Raw genomic sequence first — 26,092 nt, forward strand, 5'->3', positions numbered from 1 at the left:
TTTTCTAAAATTTGTAAAGATATCTTTACTTATAACTGGAAAATATTTATAATTTAAGTAAAGATATCTTTACTTTTGAAGGTGGATCCTATGGGTGTGAAAAATAAAATAAAAGAGTTAAGAAAGCAAAATCATATAACACAAGTTGAAATGGCAAAGGCGATGCAGGTGACGCGGCAGACGATAGTGGCGATTGAAAATCATCATTACAATCCGAGTCTAGAGTTATCTTTAAAAATTGCCAAATATTTTGGGGTGAAGGTGGAGGAAATCTTTACGCTGGAGTAAGGGGAGAGAAATGGTAGGAAAACGAGCATAGCGATAGGGGGAATAAAAAATGCAGGATGAGTTTGAGAGATTTCAGTCAGATAAAGCGTTTAAATATGTAGGGTTATTTTTTACGATTAGTTTAGCGATATGGAGTTTATATAATTTAATTGTTGATGGAAATGCTGGTATGCCGTTTGTTTTATTTGTACTAGGGCAGTGGGTGTATTTTCTTGTGAACTATTGGCCGAAGTGGAAATATAGAAATCGAAAAGAGGCTGATCATGTATGAGTAAGAGAGAGGTCATGAGATTCGTAGGGAGTTTGCTTGTAGCAGGAATTCTTTTAAATACGAGTTTAATGATTTTAAGTATTTCGTGGGGAACTATTTTTATATCGAATGTAGCGCTAGTCATTTTATATGGAATTTCGGAATATAAAGAGCAGAAGCGTTTGAAAGAAGAGGGAGTACCATCAATTGATGAGCGAGTTGTGAACAAGATGAAGTCATATTTTATGATTTGTATTACAAGCTTCGTTTTCTTGTTTATTATGTATCTTTGTGTAAATAAGTATTTAGATAGGCAAGCAGTACATGTAACTGAGCTATTATATATTGCTATTTTTGGTGTATTAATTAGTATCGCATCAACGAGTGTGTTAGCAACAAGGAATAATAGATAGAAAAAGGGGAACTGGGATGGGATTACCGGTGTTATGTGTCGCTACAGCTATATTTTCGCTTCTTTGGGGAATGCAAAACTTTTCTCGTAATCCAGTGCCGAGTATTTGTATTATGATTGGTACTGTAGGTTTATCGTATTATTTATTATTATTAGCCCATTATCATAAAACGGCAACGAGTGTTGTTGTTGGAGCACTTATTTTATTTTGTGGGCGCGCCATACAAAAGGGGTTATTTCCATAAAAGCTGTTTATACATTTTGTATAAACAGCTTTTTGTATTTTTTTTACAAAAAGCTTGAAAGTTACGTAACGTCATCTTTTATAATGAAAGGGAAGAGGTGATGGTAGTGATTTCAATACAAGAATTGACGAGAGAAACAGGGGTTACAGTACGTACACTACGTTATTATGATCAAATAGATTTATTAAAGCCGAGCGGAAAAACAGAGGGTGGACATCGGTTATATAGTGAAAATGACGTTATTCGTTTGCAACAAATTTTATTTTTAAAAGAAATGGGATTTTCATTAAAAGAAACTGCGAATATGTTAGTAAAAGGTGAGCTGGATTTAAAAAATTCGCTTGAAAAACAACTTCGGTTTGTACAGGAAGAACAAAAGAAATTTAATCGAATGGAGAGTGTTTTACAAGCAGTTGTTTATTCGGTAGATGTGGAGGGAGAACTCGATTGGAAAGTTATGTTTGAACTGATTCAGCTTTCGAAGCGGTCTTCTCGTATACGTGAAATATTTCAAAATGAAGTATTTTCAAAGGAAGAACAAAAATTGCTTCATAATTTACCAAACATGAGTAAGGAAGATCCGAATGTTTTAGAATGGTAGATTTATTAAAGCAATTACGCACTTTTATGAAAGACGGTAAAGAAGCTGCTAGTGATGAGGTACAACGGGCAATGAAGAGATTAATGCAGAAGTGTTTAGAAATGGCCAATGGTGATGAAGCGTTTTTAGATAAGTTATGGGAAGTTAGAAAATCGAAGGAAGATTCACAGAAAATGAGCATGTATCCAATTGAAGAAGAACTTTTAGTGTATATGGATGAGGCTTTTCGTATTTATGATGAAAGGGAGAAGGATAAATGAGCATACTCGCAGAATATCGTTGGTATTTTTTAATTGGGGCAGAAATTGTATTTTGGTTATCAGCTATCGGTTTCTTTTTACTTCGCTACGGATTCCGTTTGAAAAAGGCGAGTTTTATTATGGGAATTGTACTCCTCGTAAATGAAGTGTTTATTTTAACTTTAGGAGTAGTGGACTATTATCAAACAGGAAAGTTCTCTAACTTTCAAATTATTACTGTAATTATTTTATTGTATGCAGTTTTCTACGGGAAAAAGGATTTGAAGAAGCTTGATATACTTGCACAAAAATCAGTTGCGAAATGGCGTAATGAACCGGCGCCTATTATTGAAGAACAGGTAGAATTAACAGGCATGGCCTATGCAAAGCAGGAAATAAAAAATTGGGTATTACATCTTGTTTTATTCGTTGGTGTGCACATATTCTTTTTCTTCGCGTATGGATTTATTCCATTTGAACAATGGGGTAATTGGTTAGAATCGGGAATCGTTTTAAATAAAGCTGCAAGTCGCGTGAGCCAAGTGTGGGCGATTGTATTTTTAGTTGATACAGCAATTTCATTTTCATATGTGATTTTTCCGAAGAAGGAGAAAGGTAACAAGAAGCTACTTTCTTAGGGGAAAGTAGCTTTTGCGGTATACAAATAATTTTTATAGGAGAGGATGACAATAGGAAAAAGAACTAGTTTTATATGGATATTTCTCTTTAGTTTAGTAGCATGCTCACAATCTAACACTGCAATTGATAAGAAGACTGATGTCGTTGTAAAGGGAACAGGAATTTCCAATCTAAATAAATTTGAACAGTTCGTTTTAAATATTGATCAAGGGAAAGTTGATAAAATAAGAATTGTACAATATACCCATGAAGGTGACCCGATTTTTCAAATGTTAGAGCGTAGTAAGCACGATATACTTTATGTGTCAGATAATAGAAAAGACCAATTTGCCGGTGATAATAAAGGGTTATATAAAGATAGTTGTAAAAGTATTGTGAAAGACGAGCGCGAATCAGGAACCATTTATAGGCTAATAGATTGTACGAATGAAGATGGGCGCAATGGATATGACGTATTATATGTACCTAAAAAATAGAGCTAGTAGAGGAAGGAAGTATATACTCCTTCCTTTTTCTATGTATATATTGTCGAAAACTTTACCGAATATCTGTTCGTTTTTTTAGGTTTTTTATGGGCATTCGTGGTAAAATAATAATACAGATTTTTTATGAGGAGGTCGGATTTTTTTGGAACGTCAATTTGAAATTGTCTCAGCGTATTCCCCGCAAGGTGATCAGCCGGTAGCTATAGAGAAGCTTGTAGAGGGAATTAATAGTGGAAAGAAAAAGCAAGTGTTGCTTGGAGCAACAGGAACGGGTAAGACATTTACGATTTCAAATGTTATTAAAGAAGTGCAAAAGCCAACACTTGTTATGGCTCATAATAAAACGTTAGCAGGGCAGTTATATAGTGAGTTGAAAGACTTTTTCCCGAATAATGCAGTTGAATATTTTGTTAGTTACTACGATTATTATCAGCCAGAAGCGTATGTACCACAAACAGATACGTTTATTGAAAAAGATGCGCAGATTAATGATGAAATTGATAAATTGCGTCACTCGGCAACGTCTGCATTATTTGAACGGGACGATGTAATTATTGTTGCGAGTGTTTCGTGTATATATGGCTTAGGTTCTCCAGAAGAATACCGCGAGCTAGTTGTTTCGCTTCGAGTTGGTATGGAAAAAGACCGTAATCAATTGCTTCGTGAACTTGTTGATGTACAGTATGGACGTAATGATATTGATTTCAAGCGTGGTACATTCCGTGTGCGAGGAGATGTAGTTGAAATCTTCCCGGCATCACTTGATGAGCATTGTATTCGAATCGAATTTTTCGGTGATGAAATCGATCGTATTCGTGAAGTAAATGCGTTAACAGGTGAAGTATTAGCAGAACGTGATCATGTAGCAATCTTCCCAGCATCTCACTTCGTTACACGTGAAGAAAAGATGAAGGTCGCTATTGAAAATATCGAAAAAGAATTAGAAGAGCGTTTAAAGGAATTAAATGATAACGGCAAGTTGTTAGAAGCGCAGCGTATAGAACAGCGTACACGTTATGATTTAGAAATGATGCGCGAGATGGGATTTTGTTCAGGTATTGAAAACTACTCCCGTCATTTAACACTTCGTCCAGCGGGGGCAACGCCGTATACGCTATTAGACTATTTCCCGAAAGATTTCTTAATCGTTATGGATGAATCGCACGTATCAGTACCGCAAGTAAGAGCGATGTATAACGGGGACCAAGCGCGTAAGCAAGTGCTTGTGGATCATGGATTCCGTCTGCCGTCAGCTTTAGATAATAGACCGCTCACATTCGATGAGTTTGAAGAGAAAACGAATCAAGTTATTTATGTTTCAGCAACGCCAGGACCGTATGAGTTAGAGCAGTCGCCAGAAGTAATAGAACAAATTATTCGTCCAACAGGGCTTTTAGATCCACCAATTGATATACGACCAATTGAAGGGCAAATTGACGATTTATTAGGAGAGATTCAAGATCGTATTGCAAAAAATGAACGTGTATTAATTACGACTTTAACGAAGAAAATGTCAGAGGATTTAACGGATTACTTAAAAGATGTAGGAATTAAAGTTAACTATCTTCACTCTGAAATTAAAACGTTAGAACGTATTGAAATTATCCGCGATCTTCGCCTCGGTAAATTTGATGTACTTGTCGGCATTAACTTATTGCGAGAAGGATTAGATATTCCGGAAGTATCACTTGTAGCTATTTTAGATGCTGATAAGGAAGGGTTCTTGCGTTCAGAACGTTCATTAATTCAAACAATCGGTCGTGCCGCGCGTAATGAAAACGGCCGCGTTATTATGTATGCAGATCGTATAACGAAATCTATGGGAATTGCGATTGAAGAAACGAAGCGTCGTCGTAGTATACAAGAAGCTTACAATGAAGAGCATGGTATTACGCCGAAAACGATTCAAAAAGGTGTGCGTGATGTAATTCGTGCAACGACAGCTGCTGAAGAAACGGAAACGTATGAAGCAACGCCAGCTAAGAAGATGACGAAAAAAGAGCGTGAAAAGACAATTGCGAAGATGGAAGCAGAAATGAAAGAAGCAGCAAAAGCGTTAGACTTCGAGCGTGCAGCTGAACTAAGAGATTTACTATTAGAATTAAAAGCGGAAGGGTGAAAAAAGTGAGTAAGAGCAAGGATTTTATCGTTGTAAAAGGTGCTAGAGCACATAACTTAAAAAATATTGATGTAACCATTCCGAGAAATCAGCTTGTCGTTGTAACGGGATTGTCTGGTTCGGGGAAATCATCATTAGCATTTGATACGATTTATGCAGAAGGGCAGCGCAGATACGTAGAATCATTATCTGCGTATGCGCGCCAGTTTTTAGGACAAATGGATAAGCCAGATGTGGACACGATTGAAGGATTGTCACCAGCCATTTCAATCGATCAAAAAACGACGAGTCGTAATCCACGTTCAACTGTCGGAACGGTAACGGAGATTTATGATTACTTACGTTTATTATTTGCACGAATTGGTACGCCAATTTGTCCGAATCATGGCATTGAAATTACGTCACAAACAGTAGAGCAGATGGTAGACCGTGTTCTTGAATATCCTGAACGTACGAAATTACAAGTGTTAGCGCCTATCGTTTCTGGGCGTAAAGGTGCGCATGTAAAAGTACTTGAAGATATTAAGAAGCAAGGATATGTTCGTGTTCGCGTTGACGGTGAAATGCTTGATGTATCTGAAGATATTACGTTAGATAAAAATAAGAAGCATTCCATTGAAGTTGTAATTGACCGTATTGTTGTAAAAGAAGGAATCGCAAGCCGCCTTGCTGATTCACTTGAAAGTGCATTAAAGCTTGGCGGAGGCCGAGTGTTAATTGATGTTATGGGAGAAGAGGAACTTCTGTTTAGTGAACATCACGCTTGTCCGCATTGTGGTTTTTCAATTGGAGAATTAGAGCCGCGTATGTTCTCATTCAATAGTCCGTTCGGAGCATGTCCTTCTTGTGATGGACTTGGTTCAAAGCTAGAGGTAGATTTAGAGCTTGTTATCCCGAACTGGGATTTATCATTAAATGAACATGCGATTGCACCTTGGGAACCGACAAGTTCACAATACTATCCACAACTTTTACAATCTGTATGTAATCACTACGGCGTTGATATGGATATGCCTGTGAAAGATATACCGAAAGATTTATTTGATAAAGTGTTGTACGGAAGCGGGGAAGAGAAAGTTTATTTCCGCTATGTAAATGAATTTGGTCAAGTAAAGGAAAATGAGATTTTATTTGAAGGTGTTATTCCAAACATTGAACGTCGTTATCGCGAAACGAGTTCCGATTACATTCGTGAGCAAATGGAAAAGTATATGGCAGAACAAGCTTGTCCAAAGTGTAAAGGTGGACGCTTAAAGCCTGAGAGTTTAGCTGTATTTGTTGGCAATAAAACGATTGCTGACGTAACGAAGTATTCAGTTCAAGAAGTACAAGAATTCTTCTCGAATGTAGAGCTAACGGAGAAGCAACAAAAAATAGCTCATTTAATTTTAAGAGAAATTCAGGAGCGCGTTGGGTTCTTAGTGAACGTTGGTTTAGATTATTTAACGTTAAGTCGTGCCGCAGGAACTTTATCAGGTGGTGAGGCGCAGCGTATTCGTTTAGCGACGCAAATTGGTTCTCGTCTAACTGGCGTACTTTATATTCTTGATGAGCCTTCAATTGGTTTACACCAGCGTGATAACGATCGTCTTATTCGTACATTGCAAGAAATGCGCGATTTAGGTAATACGTTAATCGTTGTTGAACATGATGAAGATACGATGATGGCTGCTGACTATTTACTTGATATAGGGCCTGGTGCAGGTATTCACGGTGGACAGGTCGTTTCAGCGGGGACGCCGGCTGAAGTTATGCAAGATGAGAATTCATTAACAGGGAAGTATTTAAGTGGTAAAGAGTTTATTCCAGTTCCACTTGAAAGACGTAAAGGTGATGGACGTAAAGTAGAGATTGTCGGCGCAAAAGAGAATAACTTAAAGAATGCGAAAATGTCATTCCCACTCGGTACGTTTGTAGCGGTAACAGGGGTATCTGGCTCTGGTAAAAGTACGATGATTAATGAAGTACTATATAAATCGCTAGCTCAAAAGTTATATAAAGCGAAAGCGAAGCCAGGTACTCATAAAGAGATTAAAGGTCTTGAACATTTAGATAAAGTAATTGATATTGATCAATCACCAATTGGTCGTACACCACGTTCTAATCCAGCGACGTACACAGGTGTATTCGATGATATTCGTGATGTGTTTGCACAAACGAATGAAGCGAAAGTGCGCGGATATCAAAAAGGACGTTTCAGCTTTAATGTAAAAGGTGGCCGTTGTGAAGCGTGCCGTGGTGATGGAATTATTAAAATTGAAATGCATTTCCTACCAGATGTGTATGTTCCGTGTGAAGTTTGTCACGGTAAACGATATAATCGTGAAACGTTAGAAGTGAAATATAAAGATAAGAATATTTCTGAAGTGTTAGGGATGACAATTGAAGATGGAGTAGAATTCTTCGCCAATATTCCTAAAATTAAGCGTAAACTTCAAACGCTTGTAGATGTTGGGCTTGGTTATATGAAATTAGGTCAACCAGCAACAACGTTATCTGGTGGTGAAGCACAGCGCGTGAAGCTAGCTTCTGAATTACACCGTCGTTCTACAGGACGTACACTATATATTTTAGATGAGCCAACGACTGGTTTGCATGCGCATGATATTGCACGTCTTCTAGAAGTGTTGCAACGTCTTGTTGAGAGCGGTGAGACGGTACTTGTAATTGAACATAATTTAGATGTAATTAAAACAGCTGATTATATCGTTGACCTTGGACCAGAGGGCGGAGATAAAGGTGGACAAATCGTTGCTTCCGGAACGCCAGAGCAAGTAGTGAAAGAAGAACGCTCATACACAGGTAAGTATTTAAAAGAGATTTTAAATCGTGATAAAGCAAGAATGAAAGAGAAAATAAAAGAAGTAGAGTTATCGCAATAAGTTTATTGATGAAAACCGAGTGGAAATGACGCTCGGTTTTTATTTTACGAGGAAAAACTGGTAAGCATGTTAGTAGGTATACAAGCATGAAAGATAGAATAAGTTGATATAAGTGTTCGTATCATACTTGCGTTTATTATCTATTAGCGTATGATGAAATATATATGTTTAAAAGGATGTGTGACGAAATGAGATGGATTGTATCACTTCTTGTAAATAGCGTTGTGTTAATCGCTGTATCGGGACTTTTAAAAGGGATTGCACCAGATGCATTTTACGTAGCAAATATACAAACTGCAATTATTGCTAGTATTATATTGGCGGTTTTAAATGTGTTCGTAAAGCCGTTTTTAATTTTAATTACGCTACCAATTACTGTTGTAACTTTCGGCTTCTTCTTAATTGTTATTAATGCGATTACGTTAAAAATGGCAGATTCATTATTAGGAGATGCTTTTAATATATCAGGATTTGGTGTAGCGATTGTTGCGGCAATTTGTATTTCAATTTTTAATATGATAATTGAAAAGGCAATTGTTGAACCTCTATATGAAAAAAAGAGAAAGTGACAAAAAGAAAAACATTTCATTATTCGTATGAAATGTTTTTTTCTATTTATTAGAAACCGTATTTCTTGTTTCCAGAAAAAAATGGTACAATATCCGATAGAATGGAATTTTACATCAAACGAGACTGAACCCGCAGCGGAGTGGAGGTTTATACATATGCCGAAAGTAAGGACAAAAGATTTAATTGAACAATTTCAATTGGAGTTAATCAGTGGTGAAGAAGGCATTCATCGTCCGATTGATACAAGTGATTTATCACGACCTGGAATTGAAATGGCAGGATTTTTTACATATTATCCAGCAGATCGTGTGCAGCTTCTTGGAAAGACGGAGCTTACGTTCTTTGACACGTTAACGTCAGAGCAAAAACAAGAGAGAATGAAAGCGCTTTGTACTGAGGAGACGCCATGTATTATTGTAACTCGTAATCAAGATGTACCAGATGAGTTATTACAAGCATCACGTGAATCAGGTATGCCTTTATTACGTTCTTCTCAAACGACAACTAGATTATCAAGTCGTTTAACAAACTATTTAGAAGGTAAGTTAGCACCAACAACTGCTGTTCATGGTGTGTTAGTAGATATTTACGGTGTTGGTGTTTTAATTACAGGGCAAAGTGGTGTTGGTAAAAGTGAGACAGCTCTTGAGCTTGTAAAGCGTGGTCACCGTCTTGTTGCGGATGATAGTGTAGAAATTCGTCAAGAAGATGAAGACATGTTAGTCGGAAGTTCACCAGATTTAATCGAGCATTTATTAGAAATTCGTGGTCTAGGTATTATTAACGTTATGACGTTATTCGGTGCAGGGGCAGTACGAAATTATAAGCGTATTACACTTGTTATTAATCTTGAAATTTGGGATCAAAAGAAAAATTACGATCGCTTAGGTCTTGATGAAGAGAAGATGAAAATTATTGATACAGAGCTTACGAAGATTACACTTCCAGTTCGTCCTGGTCGAAACTTGGCTGTTATTATTGAAGTAGCAGCGATGAACTTCCGTTTAAAACGTATGGGAGTCAATGCAGCACAGCAGTTCTCTGAACGATTAATGAGTGCAATTGAGTTAGGAAATCAGGAGTAAACTTTGGAGAGGGAGGTCATACATATGCTGTTAGGTTCTGTACCGCAGCTTGACCGCGTAGCTGTCCAACTTGGGCCGTTTCCTGTTTATTGGTACGGGATTATTATCGGTACAGGTGTGTTATTAGGTCTTTGGCTAGCAACTCGCGAGGGAGAAAGGCTAGGTATTCCAAAAGATACATTTGTTGACCTTGTATTAATTGCAGTACCGATCGCTATTCTATTTGCGAGAATGTACTATGTTATTTTTGAATGGGAATATTACGCGCAAAACCCGAGTCAAATTATTAATATTCGTCAAGGTGGCTTGGCGATTCATGGTGGTTTAATCGGAGCGGTTATTACAGGGATTCTTTTTGCAAAGCGACGCGGGGTTTCATTCTGGAAGTTGGCGGATATTGCTGCACCAAGTATTTTACTAGGACAAGCAATTGGCCGATGGGGAAACTTTATGAACCAAGAGGCGCATGGTGATGAAGTAACGAGACAGTTTTTAGAAGGTCTTCATTTACCAGATTTCATTATTAATCAAATGTATATTGAGGGTGTGTACTATCATCCGACGTTTTTATATGAATCATTATGGAATTTTGCAGGCGTAATTTTACTACTTGCATTAAGAAAAGTGAATTTACGTCGCGGGGAGTTATTCTTCACATATTTAATTTGGTATTCAGTAGGACGCTTCTTCGTAGAAGGCTTACGTACAGATAGTTTAATGCTAGGACCACTTCGTATCGCACAAGTAATGTCAATTGGACTTGTTGTTATTTCTATTATTTTCATTATTGTGAGACGAAAAATGGGGCAAGCTGATAAAAGATATTTAGAAAATTAGAGACAAGTAGCATCTTATTATAAGATGCTGCTTCTTTCATATTCAGGAAGGCGAAAGGACTAAGGCGATGAGAATAAATACAGTTTTATTTGATTTAGATGGAACTTTAATTAATACAAACGAACTTATTATTTCTTCTTTTTTACATACTTTAAATACATATTATCCAAATCAATATAAGCGTGAAGATGTGTTGCCATTTATCGGTCCATCTTTGCATGATACTTTCAGTAAGATTGATGAAAATAAGGTTGAAGAGATGATTACAAGCTATCGCAAATTTAACCATGATCATCATGATGAATTAGTAGAAGAATATGAAACTGTATATGAAACAGTTCGAGAGTTGAAGAAGCAAGGTTATAAAGTGGGTATTGTTACAACGAAAGCGAGACAAACCGTTGAGATGGGATTACAGTTGTCAAAGCTTGATGAATTTTTTGATGTTGTCGTAACAATTGATGATGTAGAGCATGTGAAACCACATCCAGAGCCACTTCAAAAAGCGCTTGAATTATTAGATGCAAAACCAGAAGAAGCATTGATGGTTGGGGATAATCATCATGATATTGTCGGTGGTCAAAATGCGGGGACGAAAACAGCTGCGGTTTCATGGACGTTGAAAGGTAGAGCGTATTTAGAGGCTTACAAGCCGGACTTTATGCTAGATAAAATGAGTGATTTGCTACCGATTTTGTCTAATATGAACCGTTCATAAAGGTCCAAGTAAGTTAGTAGAGGAGCGAGCTAAGTGCGACGGACAACGCGCTATCCTGTTTCAGGAGAAAATTCATTATGGAATGTGTATAAAACAGTGTCTTTTTGGAAGGTAATGAAAAACTTTATTATTATCCAAATTGCACGTTACACGCCATTTTTATCTGTGAAGAATTGGTTGTACCGCACTTTTTTACGGATGAAAGTAGGAAAGAAAACATCATTTGCGCTTATGGTAATGCCGGATATTATGTTCCCAGAAAAGATAACTGTGGGAGAGAATTCGATTATTGGCTATAACACAACGCTTTTAGCACATGAATATTTAATTCGTGAATATCGACTTGGGGAAATCGTCATTGGAAATGAAGTGATGATTGGAGCGAATGTAACAATATTACCAGGTGTGAAAATTGGAGACGGTGCGACTGTCTCAGCTGGCACACTTGTTCATAGAGATGTACCGAGCGGTGCTTTCGTAGGTGGAAATCCAATGCGTATTATTTATACGAAAGAGCAAATGACCGCCAGAGAAGGTTCATGGTGAAAATGTAACATTTCTCCTCTTTTTTTATGAATAAAAAGGAAATAATTGAGTATAATATACTGTTTTGTTTTTTACGGAATCGTTTATACTTATAGATAGAAGAATGTGTGAACGAAGAAAACAAAAAACTGGAGGATATATGGGGAAAAATCAAAGGATATATAAGGAGAACGGACAAGTTATCTCTTTTAATCAATTAGCGGACTTCTTTTATAAAAAAGGGATGAGAGCTTACAAAGGACAAAAATTGCAAGATGCAATTAAATATTTTCGAAGAGCGGCACAAAGTGAGAAGGAGCCGTTTATTTTATGTCAATTAGCATCAGTATTATCTGAGGCTGGTGAATATCAAGAATCGAATCAAATCTTCTTAAAGTTAGTTAGATCTAATCCAGAACTTGAACAGTGCTATTATTTTATTGCAAATAATTATGCATATATGGGGTTATTTCAACAGGCGAAGAAATATGCAGATCGTTATTTAGAAGTTGCAAAAGAGAAGGAATTCGTAGAAGATACATTAGAACTTCTTGAGATTATGGAAGAAGAAGCAATGGGTGCGGAAGAGATTGAAGATGAAGATGATTTAATTGTTATGCAGGAAGAAGCGAATCGTTATATTCGTAATGGACAATTGGAAGAAGCAATTGCTACATTAGAAATTGTTACGAAAGATTATCCGGAATTTTGGTCAGGTCATAATAATTTAGCCATTGCACATTTTCAATCTGGTAATGTAGACAAAGCGCTGAAGTTAACAGAAATGATTTTAGAGAAAAATCCTGGTAATATACATGCGCTTTGTAATACGCTTATTTTTCTATATTCAATTGGAGAGCATAAACAGGTAGAAGCGTTAGCGGGACAGCTAGTTTCGGTATATCCGATTTCATTTGAACATCGTTTGAAACTGGGAACTACACTTGCAACAATTGGTTATTTCGAGCATGCATATAAATGGTTCAAACTATTAAAGCGTCAAGGATATGAGGGAGACGTTAGTTTTTATTATTGGTTTGCATATTCTGCTTATATGGTGAAAGATCAGCAACTAGCTGAAAAAATGTGGCAATATGTCGTGGAATTGCATCCTGATAAAAAGGGAAAAGAACCGTGGAATGCACTGAATTTAGCAGATGAAGGACAAAACGTGTTATTTGAAGAATTACGAAAATCATTTCAGCAAAGTGCGACGCTAGAAGAACAAATGCTAGCTTTATATTTAATGAATGAATTGTCAACGCCGGAGAAGGTGGGATTCTTCTTTGATATAACGCAAGCGAAGAACGGTGTTCCCATCGTATCACAACTTGCAAAGTACTTCTTTTTACTTAATAGTCATAAGAGTATTCCAGCTGATTTACAGCAATTTGAGCAGTGCGCGAGAATCGCGGATGCATTATACAATTATACGAAAAAAGATGATGAATTAATTGAAGAGTGTTTACACTTTTGGTTTTGTACGTTCATACGTTTATATACATCTGGAGACATATTTACAAATGTGTACGGCTGGTCAGCTGCGATTGAATACATTGTACGCGGCGAACAAGGAAATAAAATGACACAGTCGGAGCTTGGAGATGTATATAATGTATCTGTAGCGACTGTCCGAAAGTATGTGCAAGCTGTTAAGCGTACGCACACATAAGATAAGCAAATCATTGGGAAAAAAATGATGCTAACAGTATAATGAGGGTAACTTAATTGTGTAGGAATGGATAGGAGTGAATAGTGTGTCAGAAGAAAAAATTTATGATGTCGTTATTATTGGTGCAGGACCAGCTGGTATGACAGCTGCAGTATATACATCTCGTGCAAATTTAAGCACATTAATGCTTGAGCGTGGTATTCCAGGTGGCCAAATGGCAAACACGGAAGATGTAGAAAACTACCCAGGTTATGAGTCTATTTTAGGACCAGACTTATCAAATAAAATGTTCGAGCATGCAAAGAAATTTGGTGCTGAATATGCATACGGTGATGTAAAAGAAGTCATCGATGGTAAGGAATACAAAACAATTATTGCTGGTAAAAAAGAATATAAAGCACGTGCAATTATCGTTGCAAGCGGTGCAGAGTATAAAAAAATTGGTGTACCGGGTGAAACAGAACTTGGCGGCCGCGGTGTATCATATTGTGCAGTATGTGACGGAGCATTCTTTAAAGGAAAAGAACTTATCGTAATTGGCGGCGGAGATTCTGCTGTTGAAGAGGGTGTGTTCTTAACGCGCTTCGCATCAAAAGTAACGATTGTTCACCGTCGTGACACGCTTCGTGCACAGAAAATTTTACAAGACCGTGCTTTCCAAAACGAAAAAGTAGATTTCATTTGGAACCACACGATAAAAGAAATCAACGAAGCAAGTGGTAAAGTAGGAAGTGTAACACTTGTGGACGTAAATAGTGGAGAAGAGAAAGAAGTCAAAACTGACGGCGTATTCGTATACATCGGTATGTTACCTTTATCAAAACCATTTGTTGAACTAGGTATTACAAATGAAAATGGTTACCTTGAAACGAACGAGCGTATGGAAACGAAAATTCCTGGTATTTTCGCAGCTGGTGATGTTCGTGAAAAAATGCTTCGTCAAATTGTAACTGCAACAGGTGACGGTAGTATTGCAGCGCAAAGTGCACAACATTACGTAGAAGAATTATTAGAGGAATTAAAAACTGTATCAGAAAAATAAGGGATAATATACCTTGTGAGAAGAAAGCTACCGACAGGAGCTTTCTTCTTTTTTTGTGTGAAAATGTCAAAGTTTTGTCAAAAAATATAAGGATTATAAGCTTTCTTATTGATATACTGGACTTTACGGAAAAAATCACTATAAGAAATGAGGAATTTATTCAGTATGGAATGGCGTAATATATATCGTGGATTTTGTATGGGCGTTAGTGATTTAATTCCTGGTGTGAGCGGCGGTACAATCGCTGTTGTGTTAGGGATTTATGAACAATTGCTTGCGGCAATTAGTGGATTCTTTAGTCGTGAATGGAAAAAACATTTAGGATTTTTAATTCCACTTGCAGCTGGTGTGGCAGCGGCATTTTTAACGTTAAGTCACGTTATTAAATATTTACTTGCAAATCATTATGAACCGACTCAATTTTTCTTCCTCGGTTTAATTATTAGTATATTACCGATGTTAATGAGGGAAGCTGATGCAAAGTCGTCGTTTAAAGGTAAGCACATCGTTTTATTAATAGTTGCAGCAATTCTTGTTGCGATTACAGCTTTCTTTAAACCAGATAAGGCAGCAGATCCAATTACGACGTTAACAATTTTAAATGCAATTGGTTTATTTTTCGCAGGATGGATGGCTAGTATGGCCATGCTGCTTCCTGGAATTAGTGGATCGTTTATTTTATTAATTATTGGTGTGTATCCAACAGCAATTAACGCTTTAACTACACTTAACTTACCTTTAATCGTGGTTATCGGTGCTGGTGTTATGGTTGGATTTGTTGTAAGTAGTAAAGGCATTAGTTTTTTATTAGATCGTTATAAAAGTATGACATTTGCGGCAATTATTGGACTTGTAATCGGTTCGATTGTAATTGTATTCCCTGGGATTCCGACTGGTGGATTTTCAATTATAAGTTCAATCATTACCTTTATTTTAGGATTTGCGATTGTTACTTATTTCGGTAAGAAATAAGGGCTTTAATCCCCTTGGCGATAAAAATCGTTAAGGGGATTTTTCATGCTATTCATTCAAAGTATAAGCATTTACATTGCTTGTTATAGAAAGCTTTTTTAAAATTGCTGAGTAGCATATGCTTAGCGAAAGAGGACTGGCTCCTTCGTTGTAGCAAACTGTTTTTGATAGTATAATGAAAGAAGTATGCAGTGAGGAATTTTACTGCAAGTAGCTGAGGTGAAGAAACATGCAAAGAGTGACAAACTGTGTGTTAATTAGAGATAATGAAGTACTCTTACTCCAAAAACCTCGCCGAAATTGGTGGGTTGCACCAGGCGGGAAAATGGAGCGTGGTGAGACTGTAAGAGATTCCGTTGTTCGCGAGTATCGTGAAGAAACAGGTATTTATTTGAAAAACCCAGCGTTAAAGGGGGTCTTCACCTTTGTCATCCAAGAAGGTGATAAAGTTGTTTCTGAATGGATGATGTTCTCCTTTTTAGCGACAGATTTTGCAGGAGAAAACAAACTAGAGAGCGAAGAAGGCATCATTGGTTGGCATACATTTGATAAAATTGATGATTTAGCAATGGCGCCAGGAGATTATCACATTATTGATTATTTAATTAAAGGAAATGGCATAATCTACGGTACATTTGTATATACCCCAGATTTTGAGTTGCTTTCATATCGATTAGATCCGAGTTAAACCGTCAAGGAGAGGATACAATGACAGAGAATAATGATATAAAAATGGTAATTATTACAGGGATGTCTGGAGCTGGAAAAACAGTAGCTTTACAAAGTTTTGAAGATTTAGGATATTTTTGTGTGGATAATTTACCACCGATGTTATTGCCAAAGTTTATTGAGCTTATGGCGGATTCAAAAGGGAAAATGAATAAAGTGGCACTTGGTATTGATTTACGTGGCCGCGAGTTTTTCGAACATTTATGGGGAGCACTTGATGATTTATCAGAACGTACATGGATTATTCCTCATATTTTATTTTTAGATGCGAAAGATAGTACGCTTGTAACTCGTTATAAAGAAACGAGACGTTCGCATCCACTTGCACCAACTGGTTTGCCGTTAAAGGGAATCGAAGCAGAGCGTAATTTATTAACAGATATGAAGGCACGAGCGAATATTGTGCTTGATACATCGGATTTAAAACCGAAAGAATTACGTGAAAAAATTGTTCACTTGTTCTCAACAGAAACTGAGCAAGCATTTCGTGTAAATGTTATGTCATTTGGATTTAAGTACGGTATTCCAATTGATGCAGATTTAGTATTTGATGTTCGTTTTTTACCAAATCCATATTACATTCCACACATGAAGCCATTAACAGGACTAGATGAAGAAGTTTCTTCGTATGTACTGAAATTTAATGAGACACATAAGTTTTTAGAGAAGTTGACGGATCTGATTACTTTCATGCTGCCTCATTATAAAAGAGAAGGCAAAAGTCAACTTGTAATTGCAATTGGATGTACAGGTGGACAGCATCGTTCTGTTACGCTTACAGAATACCTTGGGAAACATTTGAAACCAGAGTATAGTGTTCATGTATCTCATCGTGATGTGGAGAAGAGAAAGGGCCATTAAGGGATGAAAAAAGAGAGAAAGCCTAAAATTGTCATCATGGGAGGCGGAACTGGACTCTCTGTTTTATTAAGAGGATTAAAGCAATATCCTGTTGATATTACAGCAGTTGTTACAATTGCTGATGATGGTGGCAGTTCGGGTAGATTACGTGATGAGCTAGAAATTCCACCTCCAGGTGACATCCGTAACGTACTTGTTGCGTTATCGGATGTAGAGCCACTGGTGGAAGCTTTATTTCAGCACCGTTTCACAACAGGAGACGGACTGAAAGGTCATGCGTTAGGAAATCTATTGTTGGCAGGTATGACCTCGATTACAGGAGACTTTTTCCATGCAATTACAGAAACAAGTAAAGTATTAAATGTCAGAGGACGTGTATTACCAGCAGCGAATCAAAGTGCGGTACTTCATGCGGAACTTGAAGATGGGGAAATTGTAACAGGTGAATCAAAGATTCCTTATTACGGAAAGAAGATTAATCGTGTCTTTTTAACTCCAGAAGATGTAGAGCCATTGCATGAAACGTTGGCTGAGATTAAACGAGCTGATTTACTTGTTTTCGGTCCTGGAAGTTTGTATACGAGTATATTGCCCAATTTAGTTGTTAACAAAATTGGAGACGCTGTTCTTGCTGCAAAGGCGAAGAAGGTATATGTATGTAACGTTATGACACAAGCGGGTGAAACAATGGGATATACTGCTTTTGATCATGTGCAGGCGTTACACGATCATTTAGGGCAACCATTTATCAATACTGCAATTGTAAATAACCGTGAGATTCCTTGTGAATTACGCAAGTCATATGAGGAAGAAATGTCTACACCAGTTGTAGTGGATGAAGAACGTTTTGTTGAAAATAATATTGATGTTATTCAAGAGGGATTAGCGAAGTATGATGATCATGTTGTAAGGCATGATACGTTAAAGTTAGCGTCCATTTTATATTCATTGTTATAAATATGCGTTGCCTCGTTTGAGGTAGCGCTCCTCATTCATATAGGACAAGAATTTTGTTCCATAATAATCGTATAAGGAGGTGTTGACTGTGTCATTTGCATCAGAAACAAAGAAAGAGTTGACGAATCTTGAGATGAAGGAATGCTGTGAGAAAGCAGAATTATCAGCGTTACTTCGAATGAACGGGTCGCTTTCTTTTTCAAACCGTCGTCTATCTATCGATATTCAAACGGAAAATGCGGCAATTGCAAGAAGGATTTATACGCTTTTGAAAAAAGGATATGACGTGACGGTAGAATTGCTTGTCCGTAAAAAAATGCGCTTGAAGAAAAATAATGTATATATTGTGCGGCTTGTTGAGAAGTCTCGCGAAATATTAGCTGATCTTCATATCGTTCGAGATGACTTTTCATTTATTCGAAATATATCACAAGAATTGATTGAGAAAAAATGTTGTAAACGATCGTACTTACGTGGCGCATTTTTAGCAGGTGGTTCAGTAAATAACCCAGAAACATCATCTTATCATTTAGAAATCTTTTCGTTATATAAGGAACATAATGATGCTATATGTGAACTGATGAACGGATTTGATTTAAATAGTAAGACGTTGGAAAGAAGAAAAGGGTACATTACGTATTTGAAAGAAGCAGAAAAAATTACAGAGTTTTTAAATATTATAGGTGCTCATAATGCACTTTTAAGATTTGAAGATATTCGAATCGTACGTGATATGCGTAATTCTGTAAATCGTTTAGTGAACTGCGAAACAGCTAATTTAAATAAAACAATTGGTGCAGCACTAAGACAGATTGAAAATATTCGTTATATTGATGAGACAGTTGGTCTTGATATTTTGCCGGATAAATTACAAGAGATTGCACAATTACGAAGAGATTATCAAGATGTAACATTGAAAGAGTTAGGTGAGATGGTATCCGGGGGGAAGATTAGTAAGTCGGGTATTAATCATCGTTTGCGTAAAATCGATGAAATCGCAGAGAAATTACGCGCGGGGGAAACGTTAGTAAAAAAATAAGAGGTTAAAGGGGAAATGGAGCTGTGGTTCAAAAACGAGTTCAGGTTTCATTAAAAAACGGTTTACAAGCACGTCCGGCTGCGTTGTTTGTACAAGAGGCAAATCGCTTTCATGCAGATATCTTCATCGAGAAAGATGGAAAGACAGTAAATGCAAAGAGCATAATGGGGATTATGAGCTTAGCAATTGGAACTGGAAGCATGATAACAATTACAACAGAAGGTTCAGATGCAGAAGAGGCTTTAGAAGCATTAGCTGCATATGTACAATAAGAAGCTATCGCGTATATGCGATAGCTTTTTGTTTTGTTGTTTGTGCGGATTAGCGGGGAGGGTATTTAGCTGGTTTGTCCTTGTCGGAGATTGTCGGTAAATCGATATGTTGTGTCGAACCGTTGATATATTAAAAAAATCGTTGATATAATTTAAGTTTTGTTCGATATAAGTGAAAAATCGTTGATATATTTAGAGGGATACTGGATGGGGTATGTGAGCGGGGAACAATATATAAAAGAAGCGCCCAATTATAGGGCGCTTCCACTTTTAGTTATATCCAGCTCCAGCGGCTAGAATCTCCGGTCGCTTCGCCCCTTCATTCGAGGCAAAAAGCGCCTCGGAATCAGGGACTCCATCGCCCTGCGATTCTGAACGAGCCGCTTCTGCTTTTAGTTATTAACGATTTGTAAAGATCTTATCGATTAAACCGTATTCTAAAGCTTTTTCTGCTGTCATGAAGTTGTCGCGGTCTGTGTCGCGTTGTAGTACTTCAAGTGGTTGACCAGTGCGGTCAGCAAGAATTTGGTTTAGTTTTTCACGTAAGAATAGGATACGTTTTGCAGCGATTTCGATTTCAGTCGCTTGACCTTGTGCTCCACCAAGTGGTTGGTGAATCATTACTTCACTGTTTGGAAGTGCATAACGTTTTCCTTTTTCACCTGCTGCAAGTAAGAATGCACCCATAGATGCAGCCATACCGATACAGATTGTTGATACTTGTGGTTTAATAAACTGCATTGTATCATAGATTGCCATACCCGCTGTAATAGAACCACCAGGGCTGTTGATGTAGATGTGAATATCTTTTTCTGGATCTTGAGATTCCAAGAATAAAAGCTGGGAAACGATTGAGTTAGCTACGTTGTCATCAATTGCACTACCAAGCATAATGATGCGGTCTTTTAATAGTCGAGAGTAAATATCGTAAGCGCGTTCTCCACGATTTGTTTGTTCAATTACTGTAGGAATTAAATTCATCTGTTATTTCCTCCTTATAAAGCTTTCTTAGTCTTATAATACAATTATGGTCAATAAAGGTCAAACGAAACCACTTTAAATCAAAAAAATATGTAGTTGTACCATGAAATATTCGCTATGTTTTCGAAATTCCCTGCTTATGTATCTTCAACATCATAACCGAATTACATAAATTTAAACGTTACGAAAACTGGAGAAAAAAGAAAAGAACGCCTTTTAACTGAAGCGTTCTTTCGATAATTAGTCTTTTAAAAGATAGGTTACTTTATTTAAAATCTTTTCGATTTGTTTCGCGTTTTTACTATACATTTCGCTTGCTGACTTCGACTTTGTTTCTAGGGAAAATAGTTCAAGATCAGCATGACATTTTTTTAAAGATGCTAATAATAAAGGTTTGTTTTGAGGAGAAGGCATTTGGAGTTTGTCATTGTAAATGTCGATAGTAAGTTGTCCGTATGAATCCACTTGACCGAGGAAGACATTTTCAATAACAACACCGATTTTTTCTAATTCTGAATGTAGCCAAGCGCGGTTATGTCCGCTTGCTGAAAGAGGTTCATCTAGTACATTTCCATCCATAATAACAGTTTGTGGTTCTTTTTCATTTGGCACTTTTAAACCTAGATCTTTTGCTGTAAGTGGCTGAGAATCTTTCTTTAATAATACATTTAATTCTCCACTCGGTTCTAAGACAGCAAATTCGACTTCAGCTATACTGAATGCACCATTTCCTCTAAGAAGTTCAAGTAACTCATCACTTGTATATTTCTCTTTCTTTAAATTATCCTCAAGTACTTTGCCATCTTTTATTAACACTGTAGACTTCCCTTCAAAAAAATCTCTAGCCGTTTTGTTTTTTAGGGAGAGAATTCCGACAAAGAAGGGTACTGAGGCGAAAATAAGTATGGCAAAGACACCGTGGAAAAACTTTTGATCAAGCCCTGTAGCTATTTGAGCGGCGATATCGCCAATTGTCATTCCTGCTATGTATTCAAAAAAGGAAAGCTGAGAGATTTGCCTTTTTCCTAAGCACTTTGTAATAGTGAATAAAATGATTAATATGAATACAGAGCGAAGGATAACAAGTGTCCATTCCGGCAGGTGAGACATAGTCATTTCCTCCAGTCTACTTAAAACCCTTTATATTGAGGTTCTTCACGTTCTAATAATGAAACCCTATCCTGTAAATCAGCGATGATGCTGTCCATTTCTAACATACATTCATGAAATACGCGTTTTGCTTCATCGTCTGTAGAGTTTAGCGAAAGGGAACTTAAGCTTGCTTGAGCTCCCCTTACACTAGCGAGGCAAGTTTTTACGCTAGCAATAACAGTCATATAAACACCTCTTATCCTTTCGGTTTGAATAACAATGCTCCAATGAAGCCGAAAATAATAGCTGCTGATACACCGGCGCTCGTTACTTTAAACATGCCGGTAATAACGCCAACGATGCCATGTTTTGCAGCTTCTTCCATTGCGCCATGAACGAGGGCATTACCGAAGCTTGTAATAGGTACGGTTGCCCCAGCTCCAGCGAAATCAATTAATGGTTCATACAAATTGAATCCATCTAATATAGCTCCGGCAACGACGAGTGTTGCCATTGTATGGGCGGGTGTTAGTTTGCCGACATCAAACATAAGTTGGCCGATTACACATATGAGTCCGCCAATGACGAAAGCCCAGAAAAAAATCATTGCGTTGCACCTCCAAATTCAATCGAAACGGCATGAGCGATACACGGAATCGTTTCTTCTTGTTGGAATGTAAGTGGAGATAGTAAAGCGCCTGTCGCAACGACAAGTATTTTTTTGAACTCTCCTCTTTTCATTCGGTTTAATAAATGACCGTACACGACCGTTGCAGAACATCCTGGTCCGCTAGCACCAGCGATAACAGGTTGCCCTTCTCTATAAATGAGTAACCCGCAATCTTGAAACTGTTCGCTCGTTACTTTCGTTCCGTGTTTATGTAGTAAGTCATAAGCAATTTCGCGACCGACATGTCCGAGGTCACCCGTTACGATTAAATCGTAGTAAGAGGCATCAATTTGGCGTTCGCGTAAGTGGGCTTCAATTGTATCAACGGCAGCTGGAGCCATTGCACCTCCCATATTAAACGGATCTGTTAATCCCATATCAACCACTCGTCCGATTGTGGCAGATGTTACCCTAGGACCGTGTCCAGTATCGCTTAAAATAGCGGCTCCTGCTCCGGTTACTGTCCACTGCGCGGTAGGTGGTTTTTGCCCGCCATATTCGGTAGGATAGCGGAATTGTTTTTCTACAGCGGTGTTATGGCTTGATGCCCCGGTTAATAAATATTTTGCGCCTTTTGCATTTACGATACTTGCTCCAAGTGCTAAACCTTCCATAGAAGTAGAACAAGCGCCAAATAGTCCGAGATAAGGAGTGCCTAGTGTACGGCAAGCAAAGCTTGTAGGGGTAATTTGATTAATTAAATCGCCTGCCAGTACAAATTGAATATCATCTTTACGAAGTTTTGCTTTTTCGGTGGCGCGGCTACAAGCTTCTTCAAATAAAATTTTATGTGCTTTTTCATAGGAATCTTGTCCGAGCCATAAATCTTCATGGAGGGTATCGAAATCTTCTGGGATTTTCCCTTTTGCTTCAAACGGTCCGCCAACGACTCCCGTCGAAATAATAACTGGTTTGTTTTCAAATACCCACGTTCGGTGTCCTTGTAACATTTATAGCCCTCCCCATTGAACGAGAATCGTTTTGATAAGTGCGATGACGAAAGCGGAAAATACACCAAATAAAATAACAGAACCAGCTAGTTTAAACATATTGCCGCCAACGCCAAGGACAAATCCTTCCGTTCGATGCTCAATACACGCGGCAATAACAGAGTTACCAAATCCAGTAACAGGTACAGCTGTACCTGCTCCGGCAAACTGTCCAAAACGATCGTATATACCAAATCCAGTTAGCAACATGGAGATGAAAATGAGAGTTGCGACTGTTGGATTGCCTGCTGAGCGTTCAGTGAAATCAAAATATGTGATGTAAAAAGTAGAAATGAGTTGTCCGATGAAGCAAATAAAACCACCGACGAAAAAGGCTTTTATACAATTTTTTAAGACAGGTCGTTTCGGTTCGCGTTCTTGTTCGAATTTTTTATACTCCTGTTGTACAGGGGTTAAGTTTTTATCTTTACTAGCCATTGCAATCCTTCCTTTTCTTTTAAAAAGCGTTAAGTGTTAGACTCCATTTTTTTACCAATGAATTTTAATTGTTTATTAATTTCATCTTTAGATACTTCTTTTTCCTTAATTTTTCTTTCGAGTTTTTCGAGTAACATAAAGATTTTTTTATCTGTACTGACACGAACATCGAAAGTAGGATGCTCATCACTTAGCTGCTTTTGAAGCTTCTTACGAAGAGGTTTTAATCCAAACCTTTCGTGATGCTCCGGTATAACTGCTATGTAGAGATCTAAATTTGAATTCACTGCTGTGCTTTTTATAATTTCATCCATAGCGAGAGCTCTTTTCTTCGCTCCTTGTGATATAGATTGATTAAAGGATTCCGTACTCGTCTTTGTTAACTTTGGACCTTTTTCTTTCTCCGTTCGTTTTGCTTCTTCTTTCACTTTTTTATCTAAAGGACTATTATCACATCCGGTAAAAGAGCTAAATAGAAGTGCAAATAATGCGGTTATGAGGCCGAGTTTTCGCATAATTATCATTCCATTCCTATTGCAATATGTAATGTGATAGAAAAAGGATGACTGCATATCATCCTTTTTCTATTTCACAGCAAGACCGATTTGTTATTGCTGTGAGTATTGTGGTTCTTCTTGTTGGACTTCTTCAACGCGTGGGTTTAAAGAATCGATAATCGTTTGTGTTTGCTGCGCAGCTGTTTGGAAAAGTTGCTTCGCTTGTTGGTTATCCGTATCAAGAGCGAATCCCTCTAAGCTAGCTTGTGCACTTTTTAATCCAGAAACAGTTTGCTTTAATTTTGTAATTACAGTCATTGAATGAAGCCCCCTTTGGAATATCAATTCAAAGATTATAATTTGTGAGTTGGGGTGAATTTATGATTGGAAAATTTAGGGTTGGAATAGATTTTATATGCTTTTAGCTAAGATGCATAAGGTATTACGGGGATATTTTTATTGATTTAGATGGATTTTATTGCTATTATTATGAGAAGAAAATGAAGTGTTTTCTATAATCATGCGCCCATAGCTCAGTCGGATAGAGCGGTGGTTTCCGGTACCACGTCTGCCGGGGGTTCGAATCCCTCTGGGCGCGTTATATAAACTTTAATATTATTTTGTGCAGAAGCCCTTTGTGTGGTAAGTAAAAATACCACGTGCAAAGGGCTTTTTTGATGTTATTGTTAGCCTATTATTGTTTATTTACTGTTGAATCCGGAGCTGAAATTCCTAACTTACATTTTGTAGGTTAGGAATTTTTTATTTTAAAAATGTTAAAAATATGCAATTTTGCGAAGTTACCTAAAAACTTTGAATATTGTAAATTTATAACTGTAGAGAACAACAAACAAATAAATAAACAAATGAATAGAAAAACAAAAGGAGGAATGAAATGGTTAAGAAATTCAAATTTACAAAAGAGAAATTAGTAGAAGCATGGAAAGATCCCCAAGTAAGAGAAAAGTTAAAAGATTTACCGAAGCACCCATCTGGAAAAGCGCTAAATGAATTAAGTGAGGAAGAATTAGCGGAAATCCAAGGGGCATCAGATGTACAACCAGAAACAACACCACTTTGTGTGGGAGTAATTATAGGATTAACAACGTCAATTAAGATTTGTAAATAAAAATAAAAAACAAAATGAGAGGATGAATGAAATGTCAAAAGGCTACAAGTTTACAAAAGAAGAGTTAGTAGAAGCATGGAAAGATCCCCAAGTAAGAGAAAAATTAAAAGATTTACCGAAACACCCATCTGGAAAAGCGTTAAATGAATTAAGTGAAGAAGAACTAGCGGGAATTCAAGGGGCATCAGATGTACAACCAGAAACAACACCGCTTTGTGTGGGAGTAATTATAGGATTAACAACGTCAATTAAGATTTGTAAATAAAAATAAAAAACAAAATGAGAGGATGAATGAAATGTCAAAAGGCTACAAGTTTACAAAAGAAGAGTTAGTAGAGGCGTGGAAAGATCCCCAAGTAAGAGAAAAGTTAAAAGACTTACCAAAACACCCATCTGGAAAAGCGCTAAATGAATTAAGTGAGGAAGAATTAGCGGAAATCCAAGGAGCATCGGATGTACAACCAGAAACAACGCCGCTTTGTGTAGGAGTAATTATCGGGTTAACAACGTCAATTAAGATTTGTAAATAAAAATAAAAAACAAAATGAGAGGATGAATGAAATGTCAAAAGGCTACAAGTTTACAAAAGAAGAGTTAGTAGAGGCGTGGAAAGATCCCCAAGTAAGAGAAAAGTTAAAAGACTTACCAAAACACCCATCTGGAAAAGCGCTAAATGAATTAAGTGAGGAAGAATTAGCGGAAATCCAAGGAGCATCGGATGTACAACCAGAAACAACGCCGCTTTGTGTAGGAGTAATTATCGGGTTAACAACGTCAATTAAGATTTGTAAATAAAAATAAAAAACAAAATGAGAGGATGAATGAAATGACAAAAGAATACAAGTTCACAAAAGAAG

The 26,092-nt window shown here is 37.2% G+C and carries 33 protein-coding genes, 1 tRNA gene and 1 pseudogene; 27 read left to right on the top strand and 8 right to left on the bottom strand.

What is annotated here, in order from left to right:
- The first annotated feature begins 90 nt into the window (after positions 1-90).
- The 22 genes and pseudogenes from ACS2QP_RS21270 to ACS2QP_RS21375 all read left to right on the top strand — a co-directional run bounded on the left by ACS2QP_RS21270 (position 91) and on the right by ACS2QP_RS21375 (position 19,439).
- On the top strand, positions 91-288 hold the full coding sequence (locus tag ACS2QP_RS21270) for a helix-turn-helix transcriptional regulator (RefSeq protein ID WP_000538364.1): 198 nt from the start codon (positions 91-93) through the stop codon (positions 286-288).
- A 49-nt stretch (positions 289-337) separates the two neighbouring features.
- On the top strand, positions 338-559 hold the full coding sequence (locus ACS2QP_RS21275) for a hypothetical protein (protein ID WP_001150199.1): 222 nt from the start codon (positions 338-340) through the stop codon (positions 557-559).
- Positions 556-951: a hypothetical protein gene (locus ACS2QP_RS21280; RefSeq protein ID WP_000043992.1), complete on the top strand. Its 396-nt coding sequence runs from the start codon at positions 556-558 to the stop codon at positions 949-951. The genes ACS2QP_RS21275 and ACS2QP_RS21280 overlap by 4 nt, the downstream gene beginning before the upstream one ends.
- 16 nt (positions 952-967) lie before the next feature.
- On the top strand, positions 968-1,195 hold the full coding sequence (locus ACS2QP_RS21285; protein WP_000524139.1) for a hypothetical protein: 228 nt from the start codon (positions 968-970) through the stop codon (positions 1,193-1,195).
- A gap of 100 nt (positions 1,196-1,295) precedes the next feature.
- Positions 1,296-2,056 (top strand): annotated as a pseudogene (locus tag ACS2QP_RS21290) (MerR family transcriptional regulator).
- On the top strand, positions 2,053-2,673 hold the full coding sequence (locus ACS2QP_RS21295; RefSeq protein ID WP_438882805.1) for a hypothetical protein: 621 nt from the start codon (positions 2,053-2,055) through the stop codon (positions 2,671-2,673). The pseudogene ACS2QP_RS21290 and the gene ACS2QP_RS21295 overlap by 4 nt, the downstream one beginning before the upstream one ends.
- 45 nt (positions 2,674-2,718) lie before the next feature.
- Positions 2,719-3,150 (top strand): DUF4362 domain-containing protein, encoded by a 432-nt coding sequence (locus ACS2QP_RS21300; protein ID WP_242259332.1) that lies wholly within the window; start codon positions 2,719-2,721, stop codon positions 3,148-3,150.
- A 151-nt stretch (positions 3,151-3,301) separates the two neighbouring features.
- The gene (gene uvrB / locus ACS2QP_RS21305) at positions 3,302-5,278 is read left to right on the top strand and encodes an excinuclease ABC subunit B (protein ID WP_000441059.1); all 1,977 of its coding nucleotides are present in this window, start codon (positions 3,302-3,304) and stop codon (positions 5,276-5,278) included.
- Positions 5,279-5,283: 5 nt separating this feature from the next.
- Positions 5,284-8,160: an excinuclease ABC subunit UvrA gene (uvrA, locus tag ACS2QP_RS21310; protein WP_119684125.1), complete on the top strand. Its 2,877-nt coding sequence runs from the start codon at positions 5,284-5,286 to the stop codon at positions 8,158-8,160.
- Positions 8,161-8,348: 188 nt separating this feature from the next.
- Positions 8,349-8,729, top strand: a complete 381-nt coding sequence (locus ACS2QP_RS21315) for a phage holin family protein (protein WP_001267313.1) — start codon at positions 8,349-8,351, stop codon at positions 8,727-8,729.
- 156 nt (positions 8,730-8,885) lie between these two features.
- The gene (hprK, locus tag ACS2QP_RS21320) at positions 8,886-9,815 is read left to right on the top strand and encodes an HPr(Ser) kinase/phosphatase (protein ID WP_001127250.1); all 930 of its coding nucleotides are present in this window, start codon (positions 8,886-8,888) and stop codon (positions 9,813-9,815) included.
- 24 nt (positions 9,816-9,839) lie between these two features.
- A complete protein-coding gene (gene lgt / locus ACS2QP_RS21325; protein WP_326263306.1) occupies positions 9,840-10,652 on the top strand; it encodes a prolipoprotein diacylglyceryl transferase in 813 nt (270 codons plus the stop codon).
- 67 nt (positions 10,653-10,719) lie between these two features.
- The gene (gene ppaX / locus ACS2QP_RS21330; protein WP_001222402.1) at positions 10,720-11,370 is read left to right on the top strand and encodes a pyrophosphatase PpaX; all 651 of its coding nucleotides are present in this window, start codon (positions 10,720-10,722) and stop codon (positions 11,368-11,370) included.
- Between the two features lie 33 nt (positions 11,371-11,403).
- Entirely contained in the window at positions 11,404-11,916 is a 513-nt protein-coding gene (locus ACS2QP_RS21335; protein ID WP_001255070.1) for an acyltransferase, read from the top strand.
- 139 nt (positions 11,917-12,055) lie between these two features.
- The gene (locus ACS2QP_RS21340) at positions 12,056-13,567 is read left to right on the top strand and encodes a tetratricopeptide repeat protein (protein WP_000517720.1); all 1,512 of its coding nucleotides are present in this window, start codon (positions 12,056-12,058) and stop codon (positions 13,565-13,567) included.
- A gap of 85 nt (positions 13,568-13,652) precedes the next feature.
- The gene (gene trxB / locus ACS2QP_RS21345) at positions 13,653-14,609 is read left to right on the top strand and encodes a thioredoxin-disulfide reductase (protein WP_001288078.1); all 957 of its coding nucleotides are present in this window, start codon (positions 13,653-13,655) and stop codon (positions 14,607-14,609) included.
- 165 nt (positions 14,610-14,774) lie between these two features.
- Positions 14,775-15,581: a DUF368 domain-containing protein gene (locus ACS2QP_RS21350; RefSeq protein WP_000455196.1), complete on the top strand. Its 807-nt coding sequence runs from the start codon at positions 14,775-14,777 to the stop codon at positions 15,579-15,581.
- A 229-nt stretch (positions 15,582-15,810) separates the two neighbouring features.
- Positions 15,811-16,269, top strand: coding sequence for an NUDIX hydrolase (locus tag ACS2QP_RS21355; protein WP_001190080.1), 459 nt, complete (start codon positions 15,811-15,813; stop codon positions 16,267-16,269).
- A gap of 20 nt (positions 16,270-16,289) precedes the next feature.
- Positions 16,290-17,171, top strand: coding sequence for an RNase adapter RapZ (rapZ, locus tag ACS2QP_RS21360; RefSeq protein WP_000138459.1), 882 nt, complete (start codon positions 16,290-16,292; stop codon positions 17,169-17,171).
- A gap of 3 nt (positions 17,172-17,174) precedes the next feature.
- Positions 17,175-18,128 (top strand): gluconeogenesis factor YvcK family protein, encoded by a 954-nt coding sequence (locus ACS2QP_RS21365; RefSeq protein ID WP_000712188.1) that lies wholly within the window; start codon positions 17,175-17,177, stop codon positions 18,126-18,128.
- Between the two features lie 88 nt (positions 18,129-18,216).
- The gene (gene whiA, locus ACS2QP_RS21370; RefSeq protein ID WP_000006558.1) at positions 18,217-19,167 is read left to right on the top strand and encodes a DNA-binding protein WhiA; all 951 of its coding nucleotides are present in this window, start codon (positions 18,217-18,219) and stop codon (positions 19,165-19,167) included.
- A gap of 23 nt (positions 19,168-19,190) precedes the next feature.
- On the top strand, positions 19,191-19,439 hold the full coding sequence (locus ACS2QP_RS21375) for an HPr family phosphocarrier protein (protein WP_000250307.1): 249 nt from the start codon (positions 19,191-19,193) through the stop codon (positions 19,437-19,439).
- Positions 19,440-19,838: 399 nt separating this feature from the next.
- Here the strand turns inward: ACS2QP_RS21375 and clpP are convergent, their stop codons facing one another.
- From clpP to ACS2QP_RS21415, 8 genes are all read right to left on the bottom strand, one after another.
- A complete protein-coding gene (clpP, locus tag ACS2QP_RS21380) occupies positions 19,839-20,420 on the bottom strand; it encodes an ATP-dependent Clp endopeptidase proteolytic subunit ClpP (protein ID WP_001049162.1) in 582 nt (193 codons plus the stop codon).
- A 240-nt stretch (positions 20,421-20,660) separates the two neighbouring features.
- Positions 20,661-21,530 carry a DUF421 domain-containing protein gene (locus ACS2QP_RS21385; protein ID WP_000018930.1) on the bottom strand — a complete coding sequence of 290 codons (870 nt, stop codon included), beginning with the start codon at positions 21,528-21,530 and terminating at the stop codon, positions 20,661-20,663.
- A 20-nt stretch (positions 21,531-21,550) separates the two neighbouring features.
- Entirely contained in the window at positions 21,551-21,757 is a 207-nt protein-coding gene (locus tag ACS2QP_RS21390; protein WP_000215913.1) for a DUF1657 domain-containing protein, read from the bottom strand.
- Positions 21,758-21,768: 11 nt separating this feature from the next.
- Positions 21,769-22,119, bottom strand: a complete 351-nt coding sequence (gene spoVAE, locus ACS2QP_RS21395; RefSeq protein ID WP_000575919.1) for a stage V sporulation protein AE — start codon at positions 22,117-22,119, stop codon at positions 21,769-21,771.
- The gene (gene spoVAD / locus ACS2QP_RS21400) at positions 22,116-23,132 is read right to left on the bottom strand and encodes a stage V sporulation protein AD (protein ID WP_000938963.1); all 1,017 of its coding nucleotides are present in this window, start codon (positions 23,130-23,132) and stop codon (positions 22,116-22,118) included. The genes spoVAE and spoVAD overlap by 4 nt, the downstream gene beginning before the upstream one ends.
- Positions 23,133-23,609, bottom strand: a complete 477-nt coding sequence (gene spoVAC / locus ACS2QP_RS21405) for a stage V sporulation protein AC (RefSeq protein WP_000146953.1) — start codon at positions 23,607-23,609, stop codon at positions 23,133-23,135. It abuts the gene before it with no gap.
- A 29-nt stretch (positions 23,610-23,638) separates the two neighbouring features.
- Positions 23,639-24,124 carry a YhcN/YlaJ family sporulation lipoprotein gene (locus ACS2QP_RS21410; RefSeq protein WP_001228543.1) on the bottom strand — a complete coding sequence of 162 codons (486 nt, stop codon included), beginning with the start codon at positions 24,122-24,124 and terminating at the stop codon, positions 23,639-23,641.
- Between the two features lie 93 nt (positions 24,125-24,217).
- Positions 24,218-24,424 (bottom strand): DUF1657 domain-containing protein, encoded by a 207-nt coding sequence (locus ACS2QP_RS21415; protein ID WP_000216166.1) that lies wholly within the window; start codon positions 24,422-24,424, stop codon positions 24,218-24,220.
- Between the two features lie 204 nt (positions 24,425-24,628).
- On the opposite strand from ACS2QP_RS21415, the gene ACS2QP_RS21420 reads away from it, so the two are divergent.
- From ACS2QP_RS21420 to ACS2QP_RS21440, 5 genes are all read left to right on the top strand, one after another.
- Positions 24,629-24,704 (top strand) — tRNA-Arg (locus tag ACS2QP_RS21420).
- A 297-nt stretch (positions 24,705-25,001) separates the two neighbouring features.
- Positions 25,002-25,235, top strand: a complete 234-nt coding sequence (locus tag ACS2QP_RS21425) for a mersacidin family lantibiotic (RefSeq protein ID WP_438882806.1) — start codon at positions 25,002-25,004, stop codon at positions 25,233-25,235.
- A gap of 31 nt (positions 25,236-25,266) precedes the next feature.
- Entirely contained in the window at positions 25,267-25,500 is a 234-nt protein-coding gene (locus ACS2QP_RS21430) for a mersacidin family lantibiotic (protein WP_029443584.1), read from the top strand.
- A 31-nt stretch (positions 25,501-25,531) separates the two neighbouring features.
- A complete protein-coding gene (locus ACS2QP_RS21435; RefSeq protein WP_000033704.1) occupies positions 25,532-25,765 on the top strand; it encodes a mersacidin family lantibiotic in 234 nt (77 codons plus the stop codon).
- 31 nt (positions 25,766-25,796) lie between these two features.
- Positions 25,797-26,030 carry a mersacidin family lantibiotic gene (locus tag ACS2QP_RS21440; protein WP_000033704.1) on the top strand — a complete coding sequence of 78 codons (234 nt, stop codon included), beginning with the start codon at positions 25,797-25,799 and terminating at the stop codon, positions 26,028-26,030.
- Positions 26,031-26,092: the final 62 nt, after the last annotated feature.

The organism is Bacillus cereus group sp. Bce019, assembly GCF_051781745.1.
GTDB lineage: Bacteria > Bacillota > Bacilli > Bacillales > Bacillaceae_G > Bacillus_A > Bacillus_A cereus.

Bases quoted from the DNA above. Each gene is read 5' to 3' on its own strand.
- spoVAC (WP_000146953.1), bottom strand. From the start codon at position 23,609: ATGGCTAGTAAAGATAAAAACTTAACCCCTGTACAACAGGAGTATAAA.
- ACS2QP_RS21315 (WP_001267313.1), top strand. From the start codon at position 8,349: ATGAGATGGATTGTATCACTTCTTGTAAATAGCGTTGTGTTAATCGCT.
- ACS2QP_RS21410 (WP_001228543.1), bottom strand. From the start codon at position 24,124: ATGCGAAAACTCGGCCTCATAACCGCATTATTTGCACTTCTATTTAGC.
- clpP (WP_001049162.1), bottom strand. From the start codon at position 20,420: ATGAATTTAATTCCTACAGTAATTGAACAAACAAATCGTGGAGAACGC.
- ACS2QP_RS21350 (WP_000455196.1), top strand. From the start codon at position 14,775: ATGGAATGGCGTAATATATATCGTGGATTTTGTATGGGCGTTAGTGAT.
- ACS2QP_RS21340 (WP_000517720.1), top strand. From the start codon at position 12,056: ATGGGGAAAAATCAAAGGATATATAAGGAGAACGGACAAGTTATCTCT.
- ACS2QP_RS21385 (WP_000018930.1), bottom strand. From the start codon at position 21,530: ATGTCTCACCTGCCGGAATGGACACTTGTTATCCTTCGCTCTGTATTC.
- hprK (WP_001127250.1), top strand. From the start codon at position 8,886: ATGCCGAAAGTAAGGACAAAAGATTTAATTGAACAATTTCAATTGGAG.
- ACS2QP_RS21435 (WP_000033704.1), top strand. From the start codon at position 25,532: ATGTCAAAAGGCTACAAGTTTACAAAAGAAGAGTTAGTAGAGGCGTGG.
- ACS2QP_RS21295 (WP_438882805.1), top strand. From the start codon at position 2,053: ATGAGCATACTCGCAGAATATCGTTGGTATTTTTTAATTGGGGCAGAA.
- ACS2QP_RS21355 (WP_001190080.1), top strand. From the start codon at position 15,811: ATGCAAAGAGTGACAAACTGTGTGTTAATTAGAGATAATGAAGTACTC.
- ACS2QP_RS21440 (WP_000033704.1), top strand. From the start codon at position 25,797: ATGTCAAAAGGCTACAAGTTTACAAAAGAAGAGTTAGTAGAGGCGTGG.
- ACS2QP_RS21275 (WP_001150199.1), top strand. From the start codon at position 338: ATGCAGGATGAGTTTGAGAGATTTCAGTCAGATAAAGCGTTTAAATAT.
- ACS2QP_RS21425 (WP_438882806.1), top strand. From the start codon at position 25,002: ATGGTTAAGAAATTCAAATTTACAAAAGAGAAATTAGTAGAAGCATGG.
- ACS2QP_RS21280 (WP_000043992.1), top strand. From the start codon at position 556: ATGAGTAAGAGAGAGGTCATGAGATTCGTAGGGAGTTTGCTTGTAGCA.
- ACS2QP_RS21300 (WP_242259332.1), top strand. From the start codon at position 2,719: ATGACAATAGGAAAAAGAACTAGTTTTATATGGATATTTCTCTTTAGT.
- ACS2QP_RS21285 (WP_000524139.1), top strand. From the start codon at position 968: ATGGGATTACCGGTGTTATGTGTCGCTACAGCTATATTTTCGCTTCTT.
- ACS2QP_RS21390 (WP_000215913.1), bottom strand. From the start codon at position 21,757: ATGACTGTTATTGCTAGCGTAAAAACTTGCCTCGCTAGTGTAAGGGGA.
- rapZ (WP_000138459.1), top strand. From the start codon at position 16,290: ATGACAGAGAATAATGATATAAAAATGGTAATTATTACAGGGATGTCT.
- spoVAE (WP_000575919.1), bottom strand. From the start codon at position 22,119: ATGATTTTTTTCTGGGCTTTCGTCATTGGCGGACTCATATGTGTAATC.
- ACS2QP_RS21415 (WP_000216166.1), bottom strand. From the start codon at position 24,424: ATGACTGTAATTACAAAATTAAAGCAAACTGTTTCTGGATTAAAAAGT.
- lgt (WP_326263306.1), top strand. From the start codon at position 9,840: ATGCTGTTAGGTTCTGTACCGCAGCTTGACCGCGTAGCTGTCCAACTT.
- ACS2QP_RS21365 (WP_000712188.1), top strand. From the start codon at position 17,175: ATGAAAAAAGAGAGAAAGCCTAAAATTGTCATCATGGGAGGCGGAACT.
- ppaX (WP_001222402.1), top strand. From the start codon at position 10,720: ATGAGAATAAATACAGTTTTATTTGATTTAGATGGAACTTTAATTAAT.
- ACS2QP_RS21270 (WP_000538364.1), top strand. From the start codon at position 91: ATGGGTGTGAAAAATAAAATAAAAGAGTTAAGAAAGCAAAATCATATA.
- ACS2QP_RS21430 (WP_029443584.1), top strand. From the start codon at position 25,267: ATGTCAAAAGGCTACAAGTTTACAAAAGAAGAGTTAGTAGAAGCATGG.
- spoVAD (WP_000938963.1), bottom strand. From the start codon at position 23,132: ATGTTACAAGGACACCGAACGTGGGTATTTGAAAACAAACCAGTTATT.